The sequence below is a fragment of the uncultured Maricaulis sp. genome (assembly GCF_963976135.1).
Lineage (GTDB): Bacteria > Pseudomonadota > Alphaproteobacteria > Caulobacterales > Maricaulaceae > Maricaulis.
On record NZ_CAXBKN010000030.1, the window covers coordinates 1 to 23,777 of the forward strand.

The following is a 23,777-nucleotide window of genomic DNA, read 5'->3' on the forward strand; positions in this document are numbered from 1 at the left end:
GCGCTCTTTGACATCGTCGGCCCCCACTCAAATTTTCCGCCCTCACCCGGCCTGCCGCGCAGGCCGTGCGTCAGCGCCTCCTGGCAGGCGCTGCGGACATGACAGTCGGTGACAGGTGACAGGCTGACTGCCACGGGCAGACAACCGGCATCCCCCTGTCCCACAACGCCATTTCGCGCCCTGATGGCAGGATGGCAGACAGCGGTTTTCGGTGACAGGCAGCGTTCTGGCCGGCGTCGTGGCCAGTGGCCGGGTGCTGTCAGACTACAGCGGGTTGCGTGCCCGGGCAGCGCCCAACATTAAACATCGGACAGAAATTCATCCGTTTGCGCGGCGCCGGCGTAACCCTGTCTGTCACATGCATGAGACCCAGTCCTCAAAACCGCCGGTGGCCACCGGCGGTCCCCCTTGTCTCTAGAACGGGAGCGCAATCATGCGTCTCATTGCCCTTGCTGCCATCGCAGCGACCGCCATCTCCGCCCCGGCCCTCGCCGGCACTCCGGCCTCGGCCAAGATGGAGCATCATGGCCATCACGCCATGGACCAGGCCGATATCGTCGATACCGCCATTGCCGCGGGTCAGTTCGGCACGCTGGTCGCTGCCGTCCAGGCCGCCGGCCTTGTCGACACGCTGAAGAGCGACGGCCCCTTCACCGTCTTCGCACCCCTGGATTCGGCCTTTGCCGCCCTGCCGCATGGCGAAGTCGACCGGCTGCTGCTGCCGGAAAACCAGGCCGAACTCGCCGGCCTCCTGACCTATCATGTGGTTGCCGGCCGCGTGACGTCGGACCAGCTGGCAGGCCGCACGCTCAGCGTCGAGACCGTTGAAGGCGCCTCGCTGGTGATCGACGCCACCGATGGTGTCCGCGTCGGCAATGCCCAGGTCGTCCAGGCCGATATCATGACGTCGAACGGCGTCATCCATGTGGTCGACCGGGTCATCATCCCCGCCGGCTGACCGAGACGGACAGGCCTGCCCCTCCCCCCGGCCCAGGCAGGCCTGTCCGGCCCTCTCCAAGACGCGCCCCGCAAGCGGGCCGTCAGGTTTCGCTGGATTGAGGCGCCGGCTTCGCCGCCACGGCCTTCTTGCGCCGCACCGTCTTGCGCGCCACGGGGCGCACATGATCCTCGATATATTCCACGATCATGCCGGCGACATCCTTGCCGGAAGTGCGCTCGACGCCTTCCAGACCCGGCGAGGAATTCACTTCCAGGATTTTCGGCCCCACCGAGGATCGCAACAGATCCACCCCGGCGACGGACAGCCCCAGCGCCTTGGCGGCGCGCAGGGCGGCGGTGCGCTCATCCCGGGAGACCCGGACTTTGGTCGCCGAGCCGCCGCGATGCAGGTTGGAGCGGAACTCGCCGGCCTCGCCCTGGCGCATCATGGTCGCCACCACCTTGCCGCCGACGATGAAGCAGCGGATATCGGCACCGCCCGCTTCCTTGACGAATTCCTGGACGATGAAATTGGCCTCGAGGCCGCGAAAGGCATCGATCACCGATTCCGCCGCCTTCTTGGTCTCGGCCAGCACGACGCCGCGGCCCTGCGTGCTCTGCAGCAGTTTCACCACCAGCGGCGCGCCGCCGACATGGGCGATCAGATTTTTCGTGTCCTTCGGCGAGTGCGCAAAGGCCGTCACCGGCATCGCAATCCCCTCGCGTGCCAGCACCTGGTGCGCATAGAGCTTGTCGCGCGAAGCCCCGATCGCCTCGGCTGAATTGAGGCAATACGCCCCCATCATGGTGAATTGCCGCAGCACCGCCATGCCATAACCCGTCATGCTCGCCCCGATGCGCGGAATGATGGCGTCATAGGCCGGCAGCGGCTTGCCATCATAGAAAACCCGCGGATCGGCGGCATCGAGCGCCAGGGTGCAGCGCGCCGTATTGATCATCTCGACGACATGGCCGCGCGTCTCGGCCGCATCCTTCAGCCGCTGCGAGGAATAATTGCCCGGCTCGCGCGTCAGGATCGCGACGCGCAGGGGCCGCTTGACCGGGCGGCGGCGCGGGAAATCCTTGTAGAGCTCGTAATCCAGCACGCCCTGGGCACAGGACTGGCCCGGGCTGACCGTCATATCCTCGCCGATCGCCTGGCGTCCGAGCAGCATGCGATAGGTCATGGATTCGCGATTGGTCAGGGTCAGCTCGACCGGCCAGGTGCGGTCGCCAATCTTCATCGGCGTCTCGATCACCCAGCGCAATTCACGTTCGCCATTCGAGGAGGTCACCTCGCGCCGGTCGACCGCCGGGGCGGAACAGACGACCTCGATCTCCGGCTTGTCCGGAACCGGGTGCATGATGAAGCGCACCTGCGGCTTGTCGAGCGGCCCGAAGGGCTCGACCGAGACCGCATGCAGCGCCGATGTCCGCGCCCCGGTATCGACCTTGGCCCGCACCGCCGGCAGCCCCAGCTTGGGAAATGCCGCCCACTCTTCCCAACCGAGCTGGAATGTCTTGTCCATTTGTCTCTCAACCGTCGCGATAAAACACGGTTCGGTCTTAGCAGAATGTCTGGGGGAGCCAAGGGGCGCGCGAGCACTGGCGCTCCGGAATAGGCAGACCTATGCGGCCGGAGGCCCGCGCCCAAGCCAGACGCGCAACAGGAAGAAGACCATCACGGCCAGAACCGCCACGACCGGCGCCGCCAGGATTATGGGGTGTTGTGCGAATTCAGGGAGAATATTGCTATTGCCCCCGGAGAATATGCCCACGGCAATGAACAGGGCGAAGCACATGCGCCAGAGATGGCGGGCGATGCGGCCCCGAGCGTCGAGGCCTGCGGGTCCCAGCGCCCTGAAATCGAGGATCGACAAAAAGCCCGAAAACCCGGCGACGATGTAATACTCGGCAGCCGAGGGCAGTTCGGGGGCATCATTGCCGGCGATCGAAAGATGCAGGCCAGCTGCCAGACACACCGCCGTGTTCAGCATGATCAGCAAGAGCGCCGAGACCTCCACCCGGCGGGTTGTCCCGTCTTTGTGTCTGGCAGCAAACCAGCCGGTGATGACCAGATGCGAGGCGAGGATTGCAAGAAACGCCGTGAATATGATCTCGCGGCTGTAACTGAGATACAGGCCGCTGAGGGTCAGGCAGAGCATGACGGCGACGAACACACTACCCGCCCACCGATGCAGACGCCGGCCCTTGGCGGATGCCAGGGCAACAGTTCCGGCAAGAATGGTGATGCATCCCGCAGCCAGATGAATCAGGGCGATTTGAGGAATTTCCATCAAGTGACTTTCAGTGTGACGGTGAAATTGTGCGCAGGACCGGTCCAGCCTCAGCGGCTGGCGACCGATTCATCCGGGCGGCGTCCGAACAGCAGGGCAAAGCCGACGGCGATGAACCAGGCGATCATGCCCAGACCAAAAACAGCACCCGCATCGGTCAAGCCGGGAAGCAGGGTCAGCAGTCCGGCCAGCCCGATTATGACCCCCAGGAGATTGAGCCAGGCTGGAAGAGATCGGGCGCACTGGGCTGCGGCACTGACCAGCAGGATCCAGAGCCCGCCGACGAGCTCATTGCCACCGCCAAGTCCCTCCTGCACCGTCGTCAGGACCAGCCAGGCGCCGGCCGCCTGGACAGGCTCGGTCTCGTACAATCCGGTGATAACCCCCAGGCTGACATTGGCCACCATGCCGCTGGCCAGCACGAGCGTCGCCCACATCAAGCCGAACGCCGTGGCGCAGAGTGCCAGGCCGGTGGGCGCTCCTGCCAGGCGACGGTGAACCGCGATCGCCAGGACCGTCAGGAAAACGCCGTTCACGATGTAGATGATGAAGTTCCAGCCCCGCATCAGAGCCTCGTTTTCCACGAGGAAACCGGCGTGTTGCAGCGGCGGCAGAAGCGAGCTGCCATATTGGGCCGGCTCGAGAAGTTGAAAATAGAGCCAGAACCCCACCAGGTATGTGGCCGCCGCAACCAGTGCCGACAGGCCGCCAATTCTTTGAAAACTGATCATGCGAACTCTCCTCTGCGGCTTCCTTGACCGGCCGGGTCCGGCCAGGCCATCGCCCGCGCAATGTCGATCGTGACAAGCCGCATCCCTGGACCAGCGGACGCCTGCCTGTCGGCCGGGCCTGTCGGCTGAGACAGTTTTCTGTCCGCGCCTGCCGGGCCGGACACCGGGCTTCAGGCTCGCCGCTTGTCATCGCGCCACAGGGTGCCTAATCAAGCGGGAAACCGGAGGCTGGGCTATTGGACACCCTTGATGTGATGCTCGCAGGCGCGACTGTCGGCCAGGCGGCGCTTTGCGCATCCGTGCTGCTGATGCGGTCCGCGCGGGCCCCGACCGGGCTGCCGCTTGCCGGGTTTTTCTGCGCCTTCGGCGCGATCGCGTCGGCACCACTCCTCCACGCCTCGTTCCCGCTGGCACCGGCCCTGTTTCCCGCGATCGCGGCCCCGACCTTTTTCCTGTTGGGTCCGATGTTGTGGTTTTATGTCGAAGGTCTGACGTCCGAGACCGCCTGGCGCCCGAGAACAGCCCATGTCTGGCATTTCGTGCCCGCATTGCTGGGCCTGATGGCGAGCGCCATGATCGCCGCGATGGAGCCGACAGCCCGCTCGACCATGTTCCTGCACGGCGAGCTTCCGGACGGAAGCTTTCCCCCGGTCGTCGCGCTCGTCCTGTTCGTGCTGGTGATCGGCTGGATCGGACAGTCGGGATATTATGTCGCGAGAATCCTGTATCGCCTCGCGGCCTATGGTCGGCGAATCCGGGACTTGTTTGCCAGCAATGAAGACCGGGAGCTGGACTGGCTCGCCTGGCTTGTCTTTTTTCTCGGGGGATCATGGCTGCTCGCCACCAGCATGCTCGTAAGTGAGAATTTTCTGGGTCTGGCGCTCGCCGGCCACTGGGTCAATGCTGCCACCGCGCTGATTCTGGTCTGGTTTCTCGGCCTATGGGGGCTGCGCCAGAAGCCGGGTTTTGAGGGACGTTATCCGGAGGTCCAGCCCGGGGAGGAGAACCGGGCTGAACCCGACGAGGCCGGGGAGCGCAAATATCTGCGCTCCGCCCTCGGTCCCGACCAGGCCGCCCGGATCGCCGCCAAGATCGAGCGCGCCATGCGTGAAGACCAGGCTTATCTGGACCCCGCCCTCTCATTGCAAAGGCTGGCCAGCCAGATCGGGACCTCGCCCAATCACATCTCCCAGACCCTCAACGAGACGATTGGAGAATGCTTCTTTGACTATGTGAACAGATGGCGCGTGCTGGCGGCTCAGCCGCAAATCATGGCGGGCAGCGAGACCGTGCTCGCCACCGCACTCTCGGTCGGTTTCAACGCCCGCTCATCCTTCTACAAGGCCTTCAAACGGGTCACGGGACAGACCCCGAGCCAGTACCGGGCCCAGCGGCTTTCCGCTGCGGGGGGATAGCTCAGACGATTGGACGCACCGGGACAAGCCGCGGCCTCGAATAGGCGGGAGGCCTCGCCGGGAGCCCCCTACCCATCACTCGGGACCGCGACCCAGATCTTCATCGTCAATTGCCCGCTGGGCTCATCGGGATGCAGCGAGGTCTGGTGTGCGAGCGTCAGGCCGGCGCCTTCGATCCAGGCCTGCATCTCCTCGTCGGAGAAGCCGAGGCGGCGGTGATAATGATCTTCGCGCAGGGTTTCCAGCTGGTGCGGGGCGAAATCAACGATCAGCAAACGGCCACCCGGTTTGAGCAGGCGGCCGCATTCGGTGACGGCGCCGGCGGGATCGTCGAGATAGTGCAGCACCTGGTGCACGGTGACGAGATCGGCGGCGGCGTTCTCGAACGGCAGTGCGCCGACATCGGCATGCCGCACCGAGCAATTGCTCAGGCCGGCATTGGCGAGGTTGAGACGGGCGACATTGAGCATGGAATGGTTGATATCGACGCCGACGCCGCGCTTGACCCGGTCGGCGAAGAGCTCCAGCACGCGCCCGGTGCCTACGCCGACATCGATCATCAGCTCGAACGGGCCCGGCCCGGCCAGCTTGCGCATCGCGGCCTCGACCTCGGCATCGGCCAGATGCAGCCGGCGGATCTGGTCCCAGTCCTCGGCGACGCTCTCGAAATAGGTCTGCGCCGCAACGGCGCGGGCCTGTTTGATGGATTCGAGCCGGGCGATATCGCGCGTCAGGACCGGATCCTCGGCGGGCAGGAGATCGGTGAGGATTTCCGCGAGCTTGCGTCCGCCCCCGGCATCGGTGAGCCGATAAAAAACATAGGCACCCTCCGGCAGGCGTTCAGCGAGGCGCGCGTCGGTGAGAAGCTTGAGATGACGGCTGACGCGCGGCTGGCTTTGCCCCAGTACATGCACGAGTTCCGAGACGGTCAGTTCGCCGCGTGACAAGAGCGAGACCACCCGCAGACGCGTCGGTTCGGCGATTGCCTTGAGCTGAGTGACCAGTGCGTCCATGGGAATCTTGCCTGTAAGTGCGGAATGTCCCTTGCTTTTATCTGCATCGCGACGAAGTTCAAAGGCAAGCCTGTATGCCGGATTCTGGAGGGCGATGTGAGACGCCGCGAGATCATCATTATCGGAGCCGGGCTGGCCGGGGTTTCCGCCGCCTGGACGCTGCGCCGGCACGGCCATTCGGTGACGGTGCTCGACGCCCTGTCCGGGCCGGCGCTGGAGACCAGCTTCGCCAATGCCGGCGCGCTGACGCCGTCGGAGCCGGAACCGTGGAATGCGCCGGGTGTTGCCGGGCAATTGCTTGCCTCGCTGTTTGATCCCGGCGCCGCGATGAAATTGCGCCTCGCGCCCCTGCCCGGCCTGATCGGCTGGGGCCTGCGCTTCCTGCGCAATTCCACCCATGCGCGCCATGGCGCTGCCAGCGCAGCGAATTTCGCCCTCTCGCGCTACAGCCTGGCGCAGACCCAGGCCGTGCGCGATGAGCTCGGGCTGGAATTCGACAATCTCCGCCGCGGGACGCTGAAGCTCTGCCGCAGCCAGGACGGTATCGAGGCCTCCATCCTGGCGGCGGAGAAGCTGGTCCCGCTCGGCCTGCGCTATGAAGTGCTCGACCGCGCCGCGACCCTGGAGCTGGAACCACAGCTGGCGGGCATCACCGACCAGATCGCCGGCTCGATCCATTATCCCGACGACGAATCCGGCGATGCCCATCGCTTCACGGCCGGGCTGGCGGCGGCGGCCGAAAAGGCCGGGGTCACATTCGAATGGGAAACGCGCGTCACCGAGTTGATGGATCGCGGCGGCCATATTGTCGGCGTCCGCACCGAGACCGAAGAGATCGAGGCCGATACCATCATCATCGCTGCCGGCCACACGGCCTGGAGCCTGATGAAACCGCTCGGCCTGCATCTGCCGGTGCGTCCAGTGAAGGGCTATTCCCTCACATTGGACATGTCCGGCCTCAATGCGCGGCCCGGCACACCGGTATTCGACGAGGCGCTGCATGCCATCGTCACGCCGATGGGCAATCGTCTGCGCATCGCCGGCACGGCCGAGATCGCCGGCAATGACAAGCAATTGCGCCCCGAACGCGTCGAAAACCTCAAATCCCTGGTCCGTGCCCTCTATCCCGAATTTGCCGACACGCTGCTGGCCGGCGAGATCAATGCCTGGACCGGCTTCCGGCCGATGAGCGCCGATGGCCGCCCCTTCATCGGCGAGACCCGCGCCAAGGGCCTGTGGCTGACCACCGGCCATGGTCATCTCGGCTGGACCCAGGCGATGGGCTCGGCCGGGCTGCTGGCCGCATTGATGGACAGCGAGACGCCGCCGGTCGATCCCGCACCGTTCGCGGCGAGCCGGATCTGACAAAAAAAAGCCCGGCGCTCGCGCCGGGCCTTCTCTGCATGCGAATGAAATTGCGGACTAGCGTCCGAATTTCTGGAACTTGATCCGGTGCGGGATGTCCGCATCGGCGCCGAGGCGGCGCTTCTTGTCTTCGAGATAATCGGAGAAGGAGCCCTCGAACCATTCCACATGGCTATCGCCTTCAAAGGCGAGGATGTGCGTGGCGATACGGTCGAGGAAGAAGCGGTCGTGGGAGATGACCACGGCGCAGCCGGGATACATTTCCAGCGCTTCTTCGAGGGCCGAGAGGGTTTCGACGTCGAGATCATTGGTTGGCTCATCGAGGAGGAGGAGATTGCCGCCCTCTTTCAGCATTTTGGCAAGGTGGACACGATTGCGTTCACCGCCGGAGAGCAGGCCGACCTTCTTCTGCTGGTCGCCGCCCTTGAAGTTGAAGGCACCGACATAGGCCCGGCTCGGCACTTCGCGATTGCCGAGATTGAGCATGTCATTGCCCTCGGAGATTTCTTCCCAGACGGTCTTCTTCGGATCGAGCTTGTCGCGCGACTGGTCGACATAGCCCAGCTTGACGGTCTCGCCGAGACGGATCGAGCCTTCATCGGGCGTTTCCTGGCCGATAATCATCCGGAACAGGGTCGATTTACCGGCACCATTGGGGCCGATCACGCCGACGACACCGCCCGGTGGCAGCTTGAATTCCAGACCATCGATCAGCAGTTTGTCGCCATAGCCCTTTTTCAGATTTTCGACTTCGACCACAACGCCGCCGAGGCGCGGGCCTGGCGGGATATTGATCGTGGCGGTCGAAATATCGGCGCGTTCGGCCTTCTCGCGCAGCTCCTCATAGGAGCGGATACGCGCCTTGGACTTGGCCTGACGGGCTTTCGGCGAGGAGCGGATCCAGTCCAGCTCGCGGGCCAGGGCCCGTTCCTTGGCGGATTTCTCGCGACCTTCCTGGGCCAGACGCTTGGTCTTCTGTTCCAGCCAGGAGGAATAACCGCCCTCATAGGGCACGCCGCGCCCGCGATCGAGCTCCAGCGTCCAGGTGGTGATCGAATCGAGGAAGTAACGGTCGTGGGTCACGACCAGTACGGCACCGGCGAATTTCTCGAGATAGTTCTGCAACCACGCCACCGACTCGGCATCGAGGTGGTTGGTTGGCTCATCGAGCAGCAGCATGTGCGGTTCCGACAATAGCAGCCGGCACAGCGCAACACGGCGGCGTTCACCACCGGAGAGATCCTTGACGCCCCAGTCGGCCGGCGCGCAACGCAGCGCGTCCATTGCCATTTCGATCTTGGAATCAATGTCCCAGGCATCGGCTGCATCGATCTTTTCCTGCAGCGTATTCATCTCTTCCATCAGCTCTTCGGAATAATCCTCCGCGAGCTTCATCGAGACGGCATTGAACTCGTCGATCAGCTTCTTCTGCGCCGAACCCTCGATGACGTTTTCCCAGACGGTCTTGTCATCATCAAGATTGGGCTCCTGAGCCAGATAACCGACCTTGACGCCCTTTTCGGCCCAGGATTCGCCGCCGAATTCGGTATCCATGCCGGCCATGATTTTCAGCAGGGTGGACTTACCCGAACCATTGACGCCGACGACACCAATCTTGGCGTCGGGCAGGAAGTGGAGCGAGAGGTTCTCAAACACGGGCTTGGAGGCACCGGGATAGGTCTTGGACAGCTTGTCCATATGATAGACGTATTGATAGGCGGACATGGGCGGACGGTCTCTTCGGCAAAGGGGGTAAAAGCTGGGCTCCCTTTAACTGACCGGCGCGCATTGGGCAACGCGGCTGCAGCGCACGAGGTCAGATGGGGGAGCATCCGGCGGATTGTGTGTTGTGATCTAGATGGGGACGGCGCAGTGCGATTGCCATGGGGCGGGCCCTATCCCTTCACATTCTGCCTGACCCAGCTGACGATCTGGCCCGCATTCATGACGCCGGTCTGGCGGGCGACTTCCCTGCCCTTGTCGAACAGGATGATCAGCGGAATGCCGCGGATCTGGAAGCGGGCGCCGACGCTCTGGTGCTGCTCGGTATCGAGTTTGGCAAAACGCACAGCCGGTGACATCTGCCTGGAAGCATCCGCGAACATCGGCGCCATCGTCCTGCAGGGGCCACACCAGGGCGCCCAGAAATCGACCAGAAACGGCACTTCGTCATTCTTCAGATGCTTGTTGAGCCGGGCTTCATCGAGCTCGAACGGTGCACCAGGAAACAGCGATGCCTTGCACGCGCCGCAGGCAGGGCCGGCGGCGAGTTTTGCTGTCGGGATGCGGTTCTTCGCCTGGCAGGCCGGGCAGATAATGTGAATTGTGTCGGTCATGGCAAACCACCAGAAAGAGAGGGGCATGGCGCGTTCGCAGGCGCGGACAATGCTTTCTGACCTTCATATGGGGGCGCTGCGGCGGCAATGCCAATGACGCCGCCAAGAGGCTCGCCCCCGGCTATCCGGCAGCACCCAGGCTCGCGCCGGGCTTGCCCGCCCCGCCAGCGGGCGGCAAGACGCGCGGGACAAGCTGGGTTTCGAGCCAGGCCAGGGCCATTTCCGCCGACTCGAAAGCCCGGCTTGGCCGGCCGGTCTCTTCAAGCCGTCGGGTCATGTAGATCGCCCGTCCGACCTGGTTTTCCCGATAAACAAAGGCAACCGGGAATTTTTCGGGGAATTCGGTGCAATACGCGTCCGCGACTTTCGAAAATTCTTCCATTTCAAAGGTCAGATCATACTTGCTGTAGTCCATTAACAAACCTTCGATCGGATTATGCGCCAGCGTCTCGGCGAGCGCATGAAGCGAGACCAGGCTTGCCTCGAGATCACAGCCGCCATGAAGCTGGATCGACAAGGCCTTGTCGTCCAGTACCATGCTGAGCGTGTATGCAAATCCATCGGACATCGGATTATTCCCCTGCGATCAGTATAGTTTCCTCAACTAACCAGTTGGTTAACAAAAATGCCAGCCCGTTCATCAATATGAACGCAGGCCGCCTTGCAAGCTCTGGGTGTCGACTGCCTTACACCCATGTCCATAAATCCGCAGCACGGCGCATTTCCGCACGGTGAATCCGCCAGTCGGGCATCACGCGCTCGACAGTGCTCCAGAACGCCGGCGAATGGTTGGGCTCCACCAGATGCGCCGCCTCATGGGCGCAGACATAGTCCACGAGAATTTCGGGGAAACCCATCAGGCGCCAGTTGAGCCGGATTGTGCCGTCTGCGGCGCAGGATCCCCAGCGGCGCTTCTGATCGCGGATCACCACCTTGCGCACGGGCCGTTCGAGCCGGGCAGCGAAGGCCTCGACACGCGGTCGCATGAAGTGCTCACCCTCGCGCTTGTAGTGGCGCATCAAGGCGCTGGCGATCGCGCGCCGGCGCAGTTCGCCGCTCGCTTCCGGGTCGACTGTGACCAGGACCCGGTCGCCATCGCGGCGCAATGTCGTGCGAATGCCGCGTGGCTCAATCTGAAGCTTGAGCTCACCGCCCAGCCAGGGCAGAGTCTCGCCGGTCACATAGGCGAGCTCGCGCTGGTGCGGCCGCTCGGCCCAGGCGGCAAGCTTGCTCAGAATCCAGTGAGATTTTTCTTTCAGCGCCCCCTCGATATCGCCGACGGCGACCCGCTGCGGTGCCGTTACGGTCAGCCCATTCCGGTTGATGACAAAGCCGATCGTCCGGCGCGTGCTGCGCCGGAGTGAATAGGGAATATCCTGATCGCCAAGGCGGATATGGGCGGTCTGTATCATGATGTCATGCTGCCTGCAGCGGGTGGAGGCGGCAAGTTGCCACCGTCAGCGAGCGCACCAGCGCCCTCAACGCCAAAGCGCCGCACAATGCAAAGCTGCTCGACAATTTGTTCGGCGGTGTATTGGCCGGGATTATCAATCCACCAATCGAGCAGGTGAAACACCGCCCCGACCTCGCAGCGCGCCGCAGCCCTCGGATCGAGATCGCGGCGGATCCAGCCCCCGGCCTGCCCCTCCTCCAGTTCAGGCACGCGCAAGTCCGTGATTGCATCAACCACTTCGCGCTGCATCGGATCGCCTGAACCCCGGGCCAGAAGGAGGCGGAATAAGGGGGCATAGACCTGTGCAAAGGCGACCACGCCCTCCATTGCGGCGCGGTCGCGTCCGGCGCGTGTCCCGGCGGATTCCCGGGCCATGATCAGACCCTCTATCACCATCAGCTTGCCCTCGCGCATCAGCTCATGGAACAGCGCGTCCTTGTCGGGGAAATGGGTGTATAGCGTGCCGATCGCGACCCCGGCTTCGCGGGCGATGTCGGCAATGCGGGCGCCCTGCACGCCGTCGGCAGCGAATACCCTGGCACCGGCATCGATCAGCCTTTGCCGCGTGGCATCCTTCATTTGCCGGCGTGTACTGGCCAATCGAAACCTTCATTCTGGGCAGCTGTCAGGGTTGAAAATATTTTCATTGAATTAATTTTCAACGAACATAGGCTCGGCCCTTCATCGCCCGGCGGCCAGGCGCCGGTCGCCGCTGCTGAACACATCCCCGCCGCCCCAACGGCGGGCCGGGTGGCAGCCCACTCGCCCCAAGCTCGGTGGGCTGTCACCCACCCTTCGTCGCGGCAGGTTTGCAGCGTCAAGTTTTGGCAAGCATTCGAAGCCGGGGCGGATGCTGATCGCGGCTTGGAGTCAGGCTTTCAGCAAATCGCCGCAAATCGCTTCGAGCCCGGCCTTGTCCTCAAGGTCAAAGGCAGAAAACTCCGTCGAGTCGATATCGAGCACCGCCACCAGCGCGCCATCGCCATCGAACACCGGCACCACGATTTCCGAATTCGAGCGGCTGTCGCAGGCGATGTGGCCGGGGAAGGCGTGGACATCGGTGACCAGCTGGGTTTCGCCTGTCGCGGCGGCAGTACCGCAGACACCGCGGCCGAAAGGAATTCGCAAACAGCCCAGCGTGCCCTGATAGGGCCCGACCACCAATTCCGTCGGCTTGAGCGGGTCAACGACATAGAAACCGGTCCAGAAAAACCGGCTTCCGAACGCCTCGCGCAACAGGCAGGAGGCCGTCGCATAGCGCGCCGTGACACTGGTTTCGCCCTCAATCACCGAAGCAATCTGCTTGCGGACATCCGCATAAAGTCCGGACTTCTCACTCATCTGGGACATCCCTCATGGCCAGCCCTGTAATTGGGGCTCGCCAAGGCCGGTTCAAGCCTCAAGCGCAGCCGCGCCAACGCTCACATCCGGATCCCGCCACCCAGGCTTTCGCGGATCGCCCGCTCGATCGCCTTGTCGGCCTCTTCGCCCTCGCCGGCTGCCGTGTCGGGATTGGCGGCGTGTCGCTCTTCATATTCCAACCGCGTATGGATCATGCGAATGCGGGCATCCACGAGGCCATAAATGTCCGCTGGAATCTTTGTCGAGACATTGATGCCCAGCTGTTCCGCCTCGGCCGGTGAGATTGCCTCGCTGTGCGAGAGCTTTCCCGCCGACAGGTAATTGGCGAGAAAATCGGGATCCTTGTCCTCGGCCTTGTGATTGGGATGGATGATTTCGCGGGCGATACGGTCGGCATAGCGATCATATTTCTCCGCCTCGTGCGCCAGCATGACCAGCACATCCTGCGTCGCCAGCGGCCCCTTCTGTTCGAGCAGGTCGCGATAGGTTTCGGTCGGGAAGCCGCCATAAATCGTATCGATCGGGCCAAGCGATGCCGTCGGGTCCATCGTCACCTTCTCGGCCGCCAGCGCGATCATCGCGCCGCCGGACATTGCGACATAGGGCACATAGGCGACGACGTGCGGGTCGCGCCGGGGATTGTGCTTGGCCTTGCGCAAATGTTCCTTGATGGCCAGCGCAATCATGTGGGCCGGACGCGCATAACCGCCGAGCGTATGCAGAACAATGACGATCTTCGAGCGTGGATTAGCCTGACGGATCAGCGCAATGGCTTCAAACGCCTCGTCGAAGACAATCTGCTGCGGCGCGCTGTCGCGACCGATAAAACCGTCGCCGAGATCATGTATGAGCTCGATCAGCAGGGTGTTGGATTTTTCAAACTTGGCGCGATGCCTGCGATATTCGGCCTTCGCCTCGTGATAGGCTGCAGCCCGTTTGCGGCGCAGCTTGGCCAGCTGATCCTCGTCCGAGGCCAGCTGGCGCCGCGATGTGAGCATTCTCACGATCACGATCAGCAAGACCACAATCAGTGCCGCCATACCGGCGCCAATTACCGTGGTCTGGTCCGCGAAATCCAACACATCTCCCCCCGGAGGCTGCGATACCCGCTCACGGGGCTCGCCTGGGAGCATGTTAACCATTGGGAACAGGATGCGACAAGCGACAAGAAGGCGGAAACCGGCAGAATCTCTGCCGTGTTCAGATCCGACCGCTTTGCCTAATCGTCCAGCGCGGCCGGTTGCGTGCCGCCACCCAGCGCCGCCAGCCGGCGTTCGGCAACCAGATCATTGAGCAGACCGGCAAGGCGGACGCCGCCCTGTTTCAATTCCTGTCGGCTGATGCGCAGACCGCGCTGATAATAGGCATCGCCCGGCTCGATCATCTGACCGGCACGGGCCCAGTAATAGGCGAAATCGCGCGAGCGAACGATGTCGTGGCTTTCCTGTGCCCAGGCGATCGGGTCGAGCGGGGTAAGGATATCGACGCCATTGAGTGGGATTTCCGAGGCCAGCTCGTCAGCGAAATAAGACCAGCGTGTCGCTTCCGGCGCCCAACCCCATTGTTCGCTCATATAGTCGAGAATGATCTCGCTATCCCAGACCCGGTGAAAATTGGTGTGGCGTTCGCCGCGCCAGAGCACTTCGATATCATTGCCGCCGCGATCACCCTCGATCGAGACATGCATGGGCTGGTGAATATCGCCGAGCCAGTGGGCGAGGAATTTCAGGGCTTCGAGGCGCTCGGCATCGGTGCGGGCACGATCGAGAAAGACACCGGCATGCAAGCTGATGGCAGAGGTGATGCAGCCATCCTCGGCGCAATCCTCGGCATCGACTTGCGGATCATTGCGGTCTTGATTGATGTAATGCCAGGTCCGCGTGAATTCATGGGTCGAGCGTGAGGCCGCATCGGCCCAGGAACAGATATCGCGGAAATTCTCGAATTCCGGATCGAGCATCACCAGCCGGTCGACTTCCGTGCGCGCCTCATCGCTGAGATAGCGATAGGCCAGATCACAAACGATGCGATGGCCGTCCGGGCCATAGGCCGCCGCGGGAGAGACGCTGAGCGCGGCAGCCGCAAGGCCGCCCGCCACGAGAGCACGCAGGAATGACATTGATTACCGCCCTGGAGATTGCGCGGCCGCCCGCCGCCTGTATGTCCCCTCTCTAGGTCAGACGGCGCCGGCCCTCCACTATGTCAGGCGGGCGTTATCGCCAAACTAAACCGGGGATTTCAATTTGGACCTGGTGCCGAAGCGCGCAAGGTCCGAAGCGGGCTGATCTGCGGCAATGCGTCGCTTGACCGCGCGCGCAGCGAAGGCAAGGCTCGATCCATGAACAAGCTCGCCTCCGCCCACAATATCGATGACTTGCGCGCGCTCGCGGAAAAGCGCCTGCCGCGCATGGTCTTCGACTATATTGATGGCGGCGCCGATGATGAGGTTACGCTACGGGCCAATTGCTCGCGCTTTGACGCTTATGCGCTGAACTGGAAGGCGCTGGTCGATATCGCCAGTATCGACATGACGACGACCGTGATGGGCTCGCCCTGTGCGGCGCCGATCATCGTCACCCCGACGGCCGCCCAGCGCCTCTTCCATCCGCGTGGCGGCGAGACGGCCGTGGCCCGCGCCGCCGCGGCTCACGGGCTGATCTATTCCCTCTCCACGCTCGGCTCGACCTCGATCGAAGCCATCGCGGCGGAAACCGACGGGCCGAAATGGTTCCAGGTCTATGTCTGGAAGGACCGCGCCATCGTCGAAGCCTCGCTCGAACGCGCGAAGGCTGCGGGCTTTACCGGCTTGATCCTGACCGTCGATGTGCCCGTTGCCGGCAATCGCGAGCGCGACCTGCGCAACAGCTTCACCGTCCCGCCCAAGATTAATCCCGAAACCGTCGCCCAGGTACTGGCCCGCCCCGGCTATCTGTTCGACATGCTGACAACGCCGAAGATCACGCCAGCCAATTTCGCCGACAAGACGCCGGAAGGCGACGGAATCATGGGCTATATCAACCGCCAGTTTGACCGCACTGTCACCTGGGAAGATGCCCGCTGGATGAAACAGGTCTGGGGCGGACCCTTCGCGATCAAGGGCATTGTGCGGCCCGATGATGCCCGCCGCTGCGTCGATATCGGCGCCGATGCGGTGTGGATCTCCAATCATGGCGGCCGCCAGCTCGACGGCTCGACCGCGACGATCGATGCCCTGCCCGACATTGTCCATGCCGTAGACGGCCAGGCCGAGATCATACTTGATGGCGGCATCCGCCGCGGCACCGATATCATCAAGGCGCTGGCGCTCGGCGCCCGCGCCGTGGCGATCGGCCGCCCCTATCTTTACGGCCTCGGTGCCGCCGGTGAAGCCGGTGTCCACCGCGCCCTCGAATTCCTCACCACCAGCCTGGAACGCGATCTGGCCCTGACCGGGGCGGCACGCCTGAGTGATCTGGGCCCGGACTTCGTTCGCCACCCGCCTCTCTGACCCTCCTCACAGGAAAGAACGCCATCATGTTCGCAGCCGAAAGCCTGGTCCGGACCCTGATCAATCAGGGCGTCGAAGTCTGTTTCACCAATCCCGGCACGTCGGAAATGCACATGGTTGCGGCCCTCGACCGGGTCGAGGGCATGAAATCCGTGCTGTGCCTGTTTGAAGGTGTCGCGACGGGAGCCGCCGATGGTTATGCCCGCATGGCCGGAAAGCCGGCCTGCACCCTGCTGCATCTCGGCCCCGGCGTCGGCAATGGCCTCGCCAATCTTCACAATGCGCGGCGCGCCTTCGCGCCAGTCGTCAATATCGTCGGCGATCATGCCGTGGCGCATGCCGGGCTCGATGCACCGCTGACCAGCGATGTCGCCGGCGTCTGCGCGCCGATGTCGCGCTGGGTCGGCAAGGTTAATCTCGCATCCGAAGTATCAACCATGGCGGTAGAAGCTGTGCGCCAGTCCTACGGGCCCGAACGCGGTGTGGCCAGCCTTATCCTGCCGGCTGATTGCGCCTGGTCCGACCAGGAACCCGATGTAATCGAAGCGGTCACCCTGCCGCCTTTGCGCCCGGTTGACGATTCCGCCATCGACGCTGCGGCGAATGCCCTGCAGGCCGCGAAATCGCCCATCCTGTTTCTCGGCAATGAGGCCTGTCTGGAAGGCGGGCTCCAGGCCGCCGCGCGGATCGCTGCCGCAAGCGGCGCGCGACTCTTCATGGACACATTCGTCCCCCGCATCGCGCGCGGCCATGGCCGCCCCTCCCCGAAGCGCCTGAGCTATCTCGGCGGCGAGGCCATCCAGGAACTGGCCGATTGCGACCTTTTGCTGATTGCCGGGACCAAATCACCGGTCGCCTTCTTTGCCTATCCCGGAGAGCGCGGCGAATTTGCTCCCGAAGGCGCGCAAACCCTTACACTGGGTGGCCCGGCCGACGATATCATCGCCGCGATGGGGGCGCTGGCAGACCGCCTCGGGCCGGCGAAAGCCGTACCGGCACCGGAACGGTCGCAAATGCCGAAAATCTTCCCGGACGAGCCCCTCAATCCCGGCTATGTCGGCATCTCCATGGCGCGCCACATGCCGGAGAATTCCATCCTGTGCGACGACGCCACCACATCGGGAATGGGCGTATTTCCCTGGACGGATAACGGGCCGAAGCATGACTGGCTCTGCCTGACCGGCGGCGCGATCGGTGCCGGCATGCCGCAGGCGGTCGGTGCAGCGCTGGCCTGTCCGGAGCGCCAGGTCTTTGCCCTGTGCGGTGACGGTGCCGCCGCCTATACCCTGCAGGCCCTGTGGACGCAGGCGCGCGAAAAGCTGAACGTCATCAATATCGTCTTCGCCAATCATTCCTATCTGGTGTTGAACTTTGAACTGGCCCGCGTCGGCGCCGGCGAGCCGGGGCCGTCGGCCCAGCAAATGCTTTCGCTGGACAATCCGAAAATGGACTGGGTCAAGCTGGCTGAAGGTTTTGGCGTCCCCGGGGTTCGCGCGCGAACCGCCGGTGAATTCGATACCGCCCTGGCCGCCGCCATCAAGGCTGGCGGACCGCAATTGATCGTCGCTGAAATCTGATTGGCGCTGGCGCTATCGCCTGCCGCCGGAGGCCCGGCGCAGAGGCTCCCCCGGAGGACGTCCGAGCTGACGCGCCAGGGTCTGACGCAAGTCGGCGACCCCGATTGGCTTGCTGATATAGTCGCAGAAACCGGCCTGGGAGAGCTCGCGCCTGTCCTTGTCCGAAGTCAGCGCGGTGGCGGCGATCACCGGGACCGCGGCCGTCGCCGGATTGGCCTGCAGCCGGTCAATCGTCATGAAGCCGTCCATTTCCGGCATCTGGATATCCATCAGAATAAGGTCATAGGATTTCGACCCGGCCATCGCGATCGCTTCGGCGCCACTTCCGGCGCAATCGATATCAACATGCTCGCCGACCACCGACTGTCCAAGCATCGCCGCTAGAACCAGCTGGTTGGTCTTGACGTCATCGACCGCGAGGATCGAGACAGGCCTGCCGGCTTGCACCGCCGGAACCATGATCTCGGCAGGGACGGATTTTGCGCCATTGCTGGGCCAGCAGCGAAGCGAAAGGGTAAAGCGCGAGCCAATACCGGCCTGGCTTTCAACGCTCATCCGGCCCCCCAGGCGGTCCGCCAGCTTGCGGCAGATCGCCAGTCCCAGCCCGGTGCCTCCATATTTGCGGGTCGTCGAGCTGTCGGCCTGGCTGAAGGCATTGAAAATGGTCGCCTGCTTGTCCTCGGCAATGCCCTCGCCGCTATCGCTGACCGTCAGGACAGTCTCGACACGGCCATCGGCCTCGGCGGGGCGTTGCGACAGCTCGACCGTGATTTGCCCGCCGCTGGTAAACTTCACCGCATTTCCAAGGAGATTATTGAGGATCTGGCGGATGCGCAGCGCATCGCTGATCAGGAGCGGCGCAACGATATCGTGCTCGGCAAAGTCGAGCGTCAGCCCCTTGGCTTCCGCCTGCAGACGCCAGTGCCCGGTGACACTTGCCGCCAGGGCAATGATATCGAGTTCAATCGCATCATACTCCATAGCGCCGGCTTCGATTTTCGACAGATCGAGAATATCATTGAGCAATTCCAGCAGGTTTTCGCCGGATTCATTGATCACGGCGAGGCCTTGGGCTTGGCGTTCGGTCAGCCCGGCATCGCCCTGCAGAACCCGCGTCATGCCCAGAACGCCGTTCAATGGCGTGCGGACCTCATGACTCATCGTCGCTAGAAACTCGGATTTTGACAGATTGGCGGCCTCGGCCGCGGCCAGCGCGAGCTGTAGCCGTGCATTGGCGTCCTCGAGATCCGCGTTGGCCGTATGCATGGCCGAACGAAATGTCGACCCCAGGAAGACAACCCACAATGTGGCAAAGCCGGTAACAATTGCCAGCACCGCCACCAGATCGGGCGGAATCAGCTCAAACGCCGTGCCGGCCAGACGCTGGCTGGCGAACACGACCATGGCCAGAAGCACGACAAAAATCGCCCCCGCTGCCGCGACGGCACGCGCGCCCCAGGCGACATAGACTCCCAAGGCGATGCCCGGCAGATAGATCATCGCTGGCGGAAACCCGCCCCGATTGCCCCAGACTGCGCCCAGCAGGGTCAGGATGGTCGCGGCCAGGACAAGCGCTATGGTCAGATTCGGCCGGCGGAGCTTCAAACCGGCCAGTCCAATCACCGCAAACACGAGACCGGAGGTCAGTCCGAGCACAGCCATGCCAGGACGGCCCTCGCCCGAAAGGACGAGAACGGCAACATTGATCAGGGCGGTGGCGACCATGATGGCGGTAAACGCCAATGCGACGCGATACCGGATCGAGCGATCGAAGCCGGTATCGGCATCGACGCCGATCATCCTGTCGAGGCGTTTCCAAAGAATGGCTAAATTCTCCCTTGTAGAGGAATGATAAAGCCCCAAGAGCCGTTAAATTTCGATGAGTTGAATTTTTCATGAGTCGCGCAGGCATGGTGTTGGACAGTTCCGGCCCGGCGGCAGCCAATATCACGCGCGCGATTGTGGTTGCCCCCCGGATCGTGCCAAACGGGACCGGTGCCCGGCCCCATCCAGATGGGGCCGTTCCCGGGGCGGCCGGGATCCCGAACGACGCACGTAAGGAGCCTATCGCGATGACTGCACCCGGCGATGACAGAAATCTGATCGACGAATACCGCAATATCGCCGCGATCGTTGCAGCGCTGGCGCTCCTGCAGGCAGCCACAGGTGCCATTTCTGTGGTCGGCCCCCTGACCCTGATTGCCCAGGGCGCCTCGACCTGGACAATTGGCGCCATCGCCTCAAGCTACGCCCTTGGCTTCGTCGTCGGCGCCCGACTCGCGCCGGCGGAAATCCGGCAGATCGGCCACATCCGTGCGTTCGCGGCCTTCGCCGCCGGCGGCTCTCTCGCCGCAGCCGCCCTCTATATCAGCCCTCACCCGGCCTGGTGGATGCTGATGCAGGCCCTGATCGGCCTGTGTGCGGCCGGACTTCTGGCCTCCGGTGAAAGCTGGATTGCCGGCGCCGCCCCCGCCGCGCGCCGCGGCGCCGTGCTTGGCTTTTATCTGGTAACCTCGAAGCTGGGCTTCATGGCCGGCCCCTTCCTCGCCGCCTTTGCCAGCCCTGGCAGCGCCGCCGCCTTTCTGATCGTCAGCGCCTTGTTCACCGCAAGCCTGATCCCGGTCTCGGCCACGCGCCGGGCCGAGCCGGCGCCTCCCAGCGCCGAGCCCTTCGGACCCATGCGGCTCTGGGAGACGGCGCCCTCGGCCGTGATTGCCGCCTTCATTGCCGGTATCGTCAATGGTGCTGTCTTGCAGCTTTACGCCGTCTTCGTCACCGATCTGACGCCGGATTCGGCGACCGCCGTGTCAGCGGTCTTCAATGCGGCGATGATTGGCGGAGCCGTCCTGTCACAATGGCCGGCCGGTATCGTCTCCGACCATATTGATCGACGCGTCGTGATCGCCGTACTCGCAGCGGTCAGTGGCCTCGCGGCCGGCCTGCTTGCCCTGTTCGGGATGCAATTGGCTCTGCCCGCCGTCTTCGCACTGGCCGCGATCTGGGGTGCCGGATCGCTTTCCTTCTACGGTGTTGCCGTCGCCCATGCCGCCGACCGCGCCGAGCCCGGTCAGGCGGCCAATATGATGTCCGGAATACTGATGCTCTGGGCCACCGGCTCCATGCTCGGCCCGGTCCTGGCGGGCGGCGTGATGAGCCTGACGGGCGTGAGCGGTCTCTTCATGTTCGCCGCTGTCGGCCTGTTCGTGCTCACACTTGCCATGCTCTACCGCCGCGCCGGTACACGTCAGGTGCCCGATATCGACAAGGGCGAGTTTGCCCCGAGCGCCGCGACCAGCATGTCGGCCCCTGATCTCAACCCGATGAGCGCCGAGGATGAGGCCGAGACCGAGACCAATCCATCCTGATCGGGCGGGTCAGCCTGCAGGGCGGGCCACACCTCTGTGACAAGCGGGGCATTATGCTAGGTTCTCCTGAAAGCAAATGAAAACATACACTAACGGTCGACTGAAAAACGCCACGGAATGATAAATCGAGATCGCAGAGCACCCACCGAATTCATAAATAGAATTTGAATAACCTCCGGAATTATTTCCCGACTTTCCGGCGTAGATTATTTTAAACGCACCTGCATCTCTTGCTTTTTCTCGTAATTTCTTTATTTGATCGCACTGAATTTCCACTCAATCCACCCACCGGACTCAATCGTCACGAGGAGACTGACCCCCCTATGAATCATGGCCAACGCCCCAACCGCATCGCCGCTTTCGCCGCCGAAAAAGTCAATATCCAGCAATTGCAGGACGCTTCCGAGACCTTCGGCCGCCATAACCGGCGCCTGACCCTGGTCTCCGACCAGCAAGCCGCACTTCGTGGCTATAACGGACCGTCCGAACTCAATTTCGCGATCACCGAGACGACGGCTGAAATGGATGCGGGCGATTATGAAGCGCTGGTCCTGCTTGAAGGAGCCCTGCTGCTCGACGCCAGCGCCCACGCGCTGATCAAGCTTTTCCTGGCCGCCGACAAGCCGGTCATCGCCCTGGCCGGCAGCGCCAGCCTTTTGTCCGCTCACACCAAGACCGCGATCGACGCGCCGGAATCGGCCGCGGCCATCCTCGGCGGCAATCTCTACGTCAATGCCGATGAGGATTGCGATCTCAAGATCGTCGAAGCTATTGCCAAGCATTTGCTGGCAACCAATGGCGGTGCCGCACCGGAAACCAAGCGCCGCGCCGGCGGCCGCTACTAGCACACGCCGTCACTTTGATTCGACCGGAGGCCCGCCCGCCCCTCATGCCTGAGGACGGGGGCGGGCCTCCGGCGTTTCGGCCCCGATCATCCGGCGATCGCGGGCCTGTCAATATTCAGCCCTGCCCGACAAGCTTGCGACTGAATTTTGATCGCGGCACGTATAGACTCCGATAACCGCATCACCGGAGCCGAGCTTGTCCTTTCGCCGTATCGTTTTCTGGTCCCATCTCAGCGTCGGCGTCACCGCCGGTCTGATCATCTTCCTGTTGTCGATCACCGGCGTCTTGCTGACCTATGAGCGGCAAATTCTGGGAATGGCCGAAGCCCGGTTGAGCCCGGCCTCGATGAGCGGCGAACAGATGACAGCGGACGAGCTGGCCCTGATGGCCGGCGAAATCGCGGGCCAGGCGAGACTTTCCCTTGTCTACCACCGCGATCCGGCCCGCCCAGTCGAGCTCAATGCCGGTCGCGGACGCACAACGCTGATCGATCCCTATAGTGGCGAAACAATCGAAAGCGCCGCAGGCCCGGCACGCGACTTCTTCGGCGCCGTCACCAGCCTGCATCGCTATCTGGCGCTGAGCGGCGAGTCTCGCGCGACCGGCAAGGCGGTCACCGGAGCAGCCAATCTCGCCTTCTTCTTTATCCTGGTCAGCGGCGTCTATCTGTGGTGGCCCAGGGCGTGGCGCTGGTCATTCGTCAAACTCAATCTCTTGTTTCGCGGCAATTTGCCCAGCGCCAAGGCGCGCGATTACAACTGGCATCATGTCTTCGGCATCTGGGCCCTGATACCGCTGCTCGCCGTGGTGATTTCCGGCGTGGTGATCTCCTACCCCTGGGCGGCGAGCCTGGTGGAACGCGCCTATGGCGACGGCCCCGCCGCCCTGGCGGTGTCGGCCGATGGCGATGATGCCGATGCCTCCGGCCAGAACATGGCCGCATCCGGCCCGACTGCAGAGCTGCAGGCCATGCTCGAGGCCGCCCGGCAGGTCGACCCGGATTGGCGCACCATTGCCATCGCCCTGCCGGAGACGCCCCGGGCACCGCTGGTCGAACTGACCATCGATACCGGCAATGGCGCGCAATTTGACCGCAAACGCCTGCTCACCTTTGATTACCGCGATGGCAGCCTGCTGACCGATGTCATGACGGCTCAAACCCAGACACCGGCCCGCCGGGCCCGGATCTATCTGCGCTTCCTGCATACTGGCGAAGTCTATGGCTGGTGGGGACAAACCCTCGCCGGGCTGGGCTCTCTGGCCGCCCTCTTCCTGGTCTGGACCGGGCTCGCCCTCGCCTGGCGGCGGCTGGTCATGCCGGCATGGCACCGGCGTGGGCAGTAGACAGGGCGGAGGGCCACCAGGGCGGGCGAATTTTCGCCTCGTTTCGAATCCATAGTCCGCCGCTCGCCCGACCACACCGGAGTCTCCATGGACGTCCTACGCATCCTTCTCTCGATCCTCATCCCGCCACTCGGCGTATTTTTGCAGGTCGGGATTGGTCTACAATTCTGGATCAATATACTGCTGACCCTGCTCGGCTATGTCCCCGGTGTGCTTCACGCCGTGTGGATTATCGCCAGACGCTAGG

22 protein-coding genes are annotated in these 23,777 nt (G+C 63.4%); 9 read left to right on the forward strand and 13 right to left on the reverse strand.

Annotation, left to right across the window (positions count from 1 at the left end; genetic code table 11):
* Positions 1-433: 433 nt before the first annotated feature.
* Positions 434-958 (forward strand): fasciclin domain-containing protein, encoded by a 525-nt coding sequence (locus tag AAC023_RS05945; RefSeq protein ID WP_339739139.1) that lies wholly within the window; start codon positions 434-436, stop codon positions 956-958.
* Positions 959-1,040: 82 nt separating this feature from the next.
* Here AAC023_RS05945 and rimK read toward each other — a convergent pair whose 3' ends face one another.
* The 3 genes from rimK to AAC023_RS05960 form a co-directional block, all read right to left on the reverse strand.
* A complete protein-coding gene (gene rimK / locus AAC023_RS05950) occupies positions 1,041-2,468 on the reverse strand; it encodes a 30S ribosomal protein S6--L-glutamate ligase (protein WP_339739141.1) in 1,428 nt (475 codons plus the stop codon).
* 99 nt (positions 2,469-2,567) lie between these two features.
* On the reverse strand, positions 2,568-3,236 hold the full coding sequence (locus tag AAC023_RS05955; RefSeq protein WP_339739143.1) for a DUF2306 domain-containing protein: 669 nt from the start codon (positions 3,234-3,236) through the stop codon (positions 2,568-2,570).
* 50 nt (positions 3,237-3,286) lie between these two features.
* A complete protein-coding gene (locus AAC023_RS05960; protein ID WP_339739145.1) occupies positions 3,287-3,967 on the reverse strand; it encodes a hypothetical protein in 681 nt (226 codons plus the stop codon).
* 236 nt (positions 3,968-4,203) lie between these two features.
* Between AAC023_RS05960 and AAC023_RS05965 the strand changes: the two genes are divergently transcribed.
* Complete coding sequence (locus AAC023_RS05965; protein ID WP_339739147.1) at positions 4,204-5,382, forward strand: AraC family transcriptional regulator; 1,179 nt, start codon at positions 4,204-4,206, stop codon at positions 5,380-5,382.
* 68 nt (positions 5,383-5,450) lie between these two features.
* Here the strand turns inward: AAC023_RS05965 and AAC023_RS05970 are convergent, their stop codons facing one another.
* Positions 5,451-6,395 (reverse strand): metalloregulator ArsR/SmtB family transcription factor, encoded by a 945-nt coding sequence (locus AAC023_RS05970; RefSeq protein WP_339739149.1) that lies wholly within the window; start codon positions 6,393-6,395, stop codon positions 5,451-5,453.
* Positions 6,396-6,419: 24 nt separating this feature from the next.
* Between AAC023_RS05970 and AAC023_RS05975 the strand changes: the two genes are divergently transcribed.
* Positions 6,420-7,760 carry a D-amino acid dehydrogenase gene (locus AAC023_RS05975; RefSeq protein ID WP_339739151.1) on the forward strand — a complete coding sequence of 447 codons (1,341 nt, stop codon included), beginning with the start codon at positions 6,420-6,422 and terminating at the stop codon, positions 7,758-7,760.
* A 57-nt stretch (positions 7,761-7,817) separates the two neighbouring features.
* On the opposite strand, the gene ettA is transcribed toward AAC023_RS05975, so the two are convergent.
* The 8 genes from ettA to AAC023_RS06015 form a co-directional block, all read right to left on the reverse strand.
* Positions 7,818-9,485: an energy-dependent translational throttle protein EttA gene (ettA, locus tag AAC023_RS05980; RefSeq protein ID WP_339739153.1), complete on the reverse strand. Its 1,668-nt coding sequence runs from the start codon at positions 9,483-9,485 to the stop codon at positions 7,818-7,820.
* A gap of 170 nt (positions 9,486-9,655) precedes the next feature.
* Positions 9,656-10,096: a thioredoxin TrxC gene (trxC, locus tag AAC023_RS05985; RefSeq protein ID WP_339739155.1), complete on the reverse strand. Its 441-nt coding sequence runs from the start codon at positions 10,094-10,096 to the stop codon at positions 9,656-9,658.
* Positions 10,097-10,217: 121 nt separating this feature from the next.
* Entirely contained in the window at positions 10,218-10,664 is a 447-nt protein-coding gene (locus tag AAC023_RS05990) for a hypothetical protein (protein WP_339739156.1), read from the reverse strand.
* Between the two features lie 118 nt (positions 10,665-10,782).
* A complete protein-coding gene (locus AAC023_RS05995) occupies positions 10,783-11,508 on the reverse strand; it encodes a SprT family zinc-dependent metalloprotease (protein WP_339739158.1) in 726 nt (241 codons plus the stop codon).
* Complete coding sequence (locus tag AAC023_RS06000) at positions 11,505-12,128, reverse strand: TetR/AcrR family transcriptional regulator (RefSeq protein ID WP_339739160.1); 624 nt, start codon at positions 12,126-12,128, stop codon at positions 11,505-11,507. Before AAC023_RS06000 ends, AAC023_RS05995 begins: the two co-directional genes overlap by 4 nt.
* A 291-nt stretch (positions 12,129-12,419) precedes the next feature.
* The gene (locus AAC023_RS06005; protein WP_339739162.1) at positions 12,420-12,890 is read right to left on the reverse strand and encodes a GAF domain-containing protein; all 471 of its coding nucleotides are present in this window, start codon (positions 12,888-12,890) and stop codon (positions 12,420-12,422) included.
* Positions 12,891-12,970: 80 nt separating this feature from the next.
* Entirely contained in the window at positions 12,971-13,993 is a 1,023-nt protein-coding gene (locus AAC023_RS06010; protein WP_339739164.1) for a hypothetical protein, read from the reverse strand.
* A 137-nt stretch (positions 13,994-14,130) separates the two neighbouring features.
* Complete coding sequence (locus AAC023_RS06015) at positions 14,131-15,030, reverse strand: S1/P1 nuclease (protein ID WP_339739166.1); 900 nt, start codon at positions 15,028-15,030, stop codon at positions 14,131-14,133.
* Positions 15,031-15,249: 219 nt separating this feature from the next.
* On the opposite strand from AAC023_RS06015, the gene AAC023_RS06020 reads away from it, so the two are divergent.
* Together AAC023_RS06020 and AAC023_RS06025 are read left to right on the forward strand one after the other, a co-directional pair.
* Positions 15,250-16,398 carry an alpha-hydroxy acid oxidase gene (locus tag AAC023_RS06020; protein ID WP_339739168.1) on the forward strand — a complete coding sequence of 383 codons (1,149 nt, stop codon included), beginning with the start codon at positions 15,250-15,252 and terminating at the stop codon, positions 16,396-16,398.
* A 26-nt stretch (positions 16,399-16,424) separates the two neighbouring features.
* Positions 16,425-17,975, forward strand: a complete 1,551-nt coding sequence (locus AAC023_RS06025; RefSeq protein ID WP_339739170.1) for an acetolactate synthase large subunit — start codon at positions 16,425-16,427, stop codon at positions 17,973-17,975.
* Between the two features lie 12 nt (positions 17,976-17,987).
* On the opposite strand, the gene AAC023_RS06030 is transcribed toward AAC023_RS06025, so the two are convergent.
* The gene (locus AAC023_RS06030) at positions 17,988-19,775 is read right to left on the reverse strand and encodes an ATP-binding protein (protein ID WP_339739171.1); all 1,788 of its coding nucleotides are present in this window, start codon (positions 19,773-19,775) and stop codon (positions 17,988-17,990) included.
* Positions 19,776-20,047: 272 nt separating this feature from the next.
* Between AAC023_RS06030 and AAC023_RS06035 the strand changes: the two genes are divergently transcribed.
* The 4 genes from AAC023_RS06035 (at position 20,048) to AAC023_RS06050 (ending at position 23,776) form a co-directional block, all read left to right on the forward strand.
* Positions 20,048-21,340, forward strand: coding sequence for an MFS transporter (locus AAC023_RS06035; RefSeq protein WP_339739173.1), 1,293 nt, complete (start codon positions 20,048-20,050; stop codon positions 21,338-21,340).
* 323 nt (positions 21,341-21,663) lie between these two features.
* Complete coding sequence (locus AAC023_RS06040; protein WP_339739175.1) at positions 21,664-22,185, forward strand: hypothetical protein; 522 nt, start codon at positions 21,664-21,666, stop codon at positions 22,183-22,185.
* Positions 22,186-22,381: 196 nt separating this feature from the next.
* Positions 22,382-23,530, forward strand: a complete 1,149-nt coding sequence (locus AAC023_RS06045) for a PepSY-associated TM helix domain-containing protein (protein WP_339739177.1) — start codon at positions 22,382-22,384, stop codon at positions 23,528-23,530.
* An 87-nt stretch (positions 23,531-23,617) separates the two neighbouring features.
* Positions 23,618-23,776, forward strand: a complete 159-nt coding sequence (locus tag AAC023_RS06050) for a YqaE/Pmp3 family membrane protein (protein WP_339739179.1) — start codon at positions 23,618-23,620, stop codon at positions 23,774-23,776.
* Position 23,777: the final 1 nt, after the last annotated feature.

Excerpts from the sequence above, each read along its gene's own strand:
- AAC023_RS05945 (WP_339739139.1), top strand. The coding sequence starts at position 434 with ATGCGTCTCATTGCCCTTGCTGCCATCGCAGCGACCGCCATCTCCGCC.
- rimK (WP_339739141.1), bottom strand. The coding sequence starts at position 2,468 with ATGGACAAGACATTCCAGCTCGGTTGGGAAGAGTGGGCGGCATTTCCC.
- AAC023_RS05955 (WP_339739143.1), bottom strand. The coding sequence starts at position 3,236 with ATGGAAATTCCTCAAATCGCCCTGATTCATCTGGCTGCGGGATGCATC.
- AAC023_RS05960 (WP_339739145.1), bottom strand. The coding sequence starts at position 3,967 with ATGATCAGTTTTCAAAGAATTGGCGGCCTGTCGGCACTGGTTGCGGCG.
- AAC023_RS05970 (WP_339739149.1), bottom strand. The coding sequence starts at position 6,395 with ATGGACGCACTGGTCACTCAGCTCAAGGCAATCGCCGAACCGACGCGT.
- AAC023_RS05975 (WP_339739151.1), top strand. The coding sequence starts at position 6,420 with ATGTCCCTTGCTTTTATCTGCATCGCGACGAAGTTCAAAGGCAAGCCT.
- ettA (WP_339739153.1), bottom strand. The coding sequence starts at position 9,485 with ATGTCCGCCTATCAATACGTCTATCATATGGACAAGCTGTCCAAGACC.
- trxC (WP_339739155.1), bottom strand. The coding sequence starts at position 10,096 with ATGACCGACACAATTCACATTATCTGCCCGGCCTGCCAGGCGAAGAAC.
- AAC023_RS05990 (WP_339739156.1), bottom strand. The coding sequence starts at position 10,664 with ATGTCCGATGGATTTGCATACACGCTCAGCATGGTACTGGACGACAAG.
- AAC023_RS05995 (WP_339739158.1), bottom strand. The coding sequence starts at position 11,508 with ATGATACAGACCGCCCATATCCGCCTTGGCGATCAGGATATTCCCTAT.
- AAC023_RS06000 (WP_339739160.1), bottom strand. The coding sequence starts at position 12,128 with ATGAAGGATGCCACGCGGCAAAGGCTGATCGATGCCGGTGCCAGGGTA.
- AAC023_RS06005 (WP_339739162.1), bottom strand. The coding sequence starts at position 12,890 with ATGAGTGAGAAGTCCGGACTTTATGCGGATGTCCGCAAGCAGATTGCT.
- AAC023_RS06015 (WP_339739166.1), bottom strand. The coding sequence starts at position 15,030 with ATGTCATTCCTGCGTGCTCTCGTGGCGGGCGGCCTTGCGGCTGCCGCG.
- AAC023_RS06020 (WP_339739168.1), top strand. The coding sequence starts at position 15,250 with ATGAACAAGCTCGCCTCCGCCCACAATATCGATGACTTGCGCGCGCTC.
- AAC023_RS06025 (WP_339739170.1), top strand. The coding sequence starts at position 16,425 with ATGTTCGCAGCCGAAAGCCTGGTCCGGACCCTGATCAATCAGGGCGTC.
- AAC023_RS06030 (WP_339739171.1), bottom strand. The coding sequence starts at position 19,775 with ATGATCGGCGTCGATGCCGATACCGGCTTCGATCGCTCGATCCGGTAT.
- AAC023_RS06035 (WP_339739173.1), top strand. The coding sequence starts at position 20,048 with ATGACTGCACCCGGCGATGACAGAAATCTGATCGACGAATACCGCAAT.
- AAC023_RS06040 (WP_339739175.1), top strand. The coding sequence starts at position 21,664 with ATGAATCATGGCCAACGCCCCAACCGCATCGCCGCTTTCGCCGCCGAA.
- AAC023_RS06050 (WP_339739179.1), top strand. The coding sequence starts at position 23,618 with ATGGACGTCCTACGCATCCTTCTCTCGATCCTCATCCCGCCACTCGGC.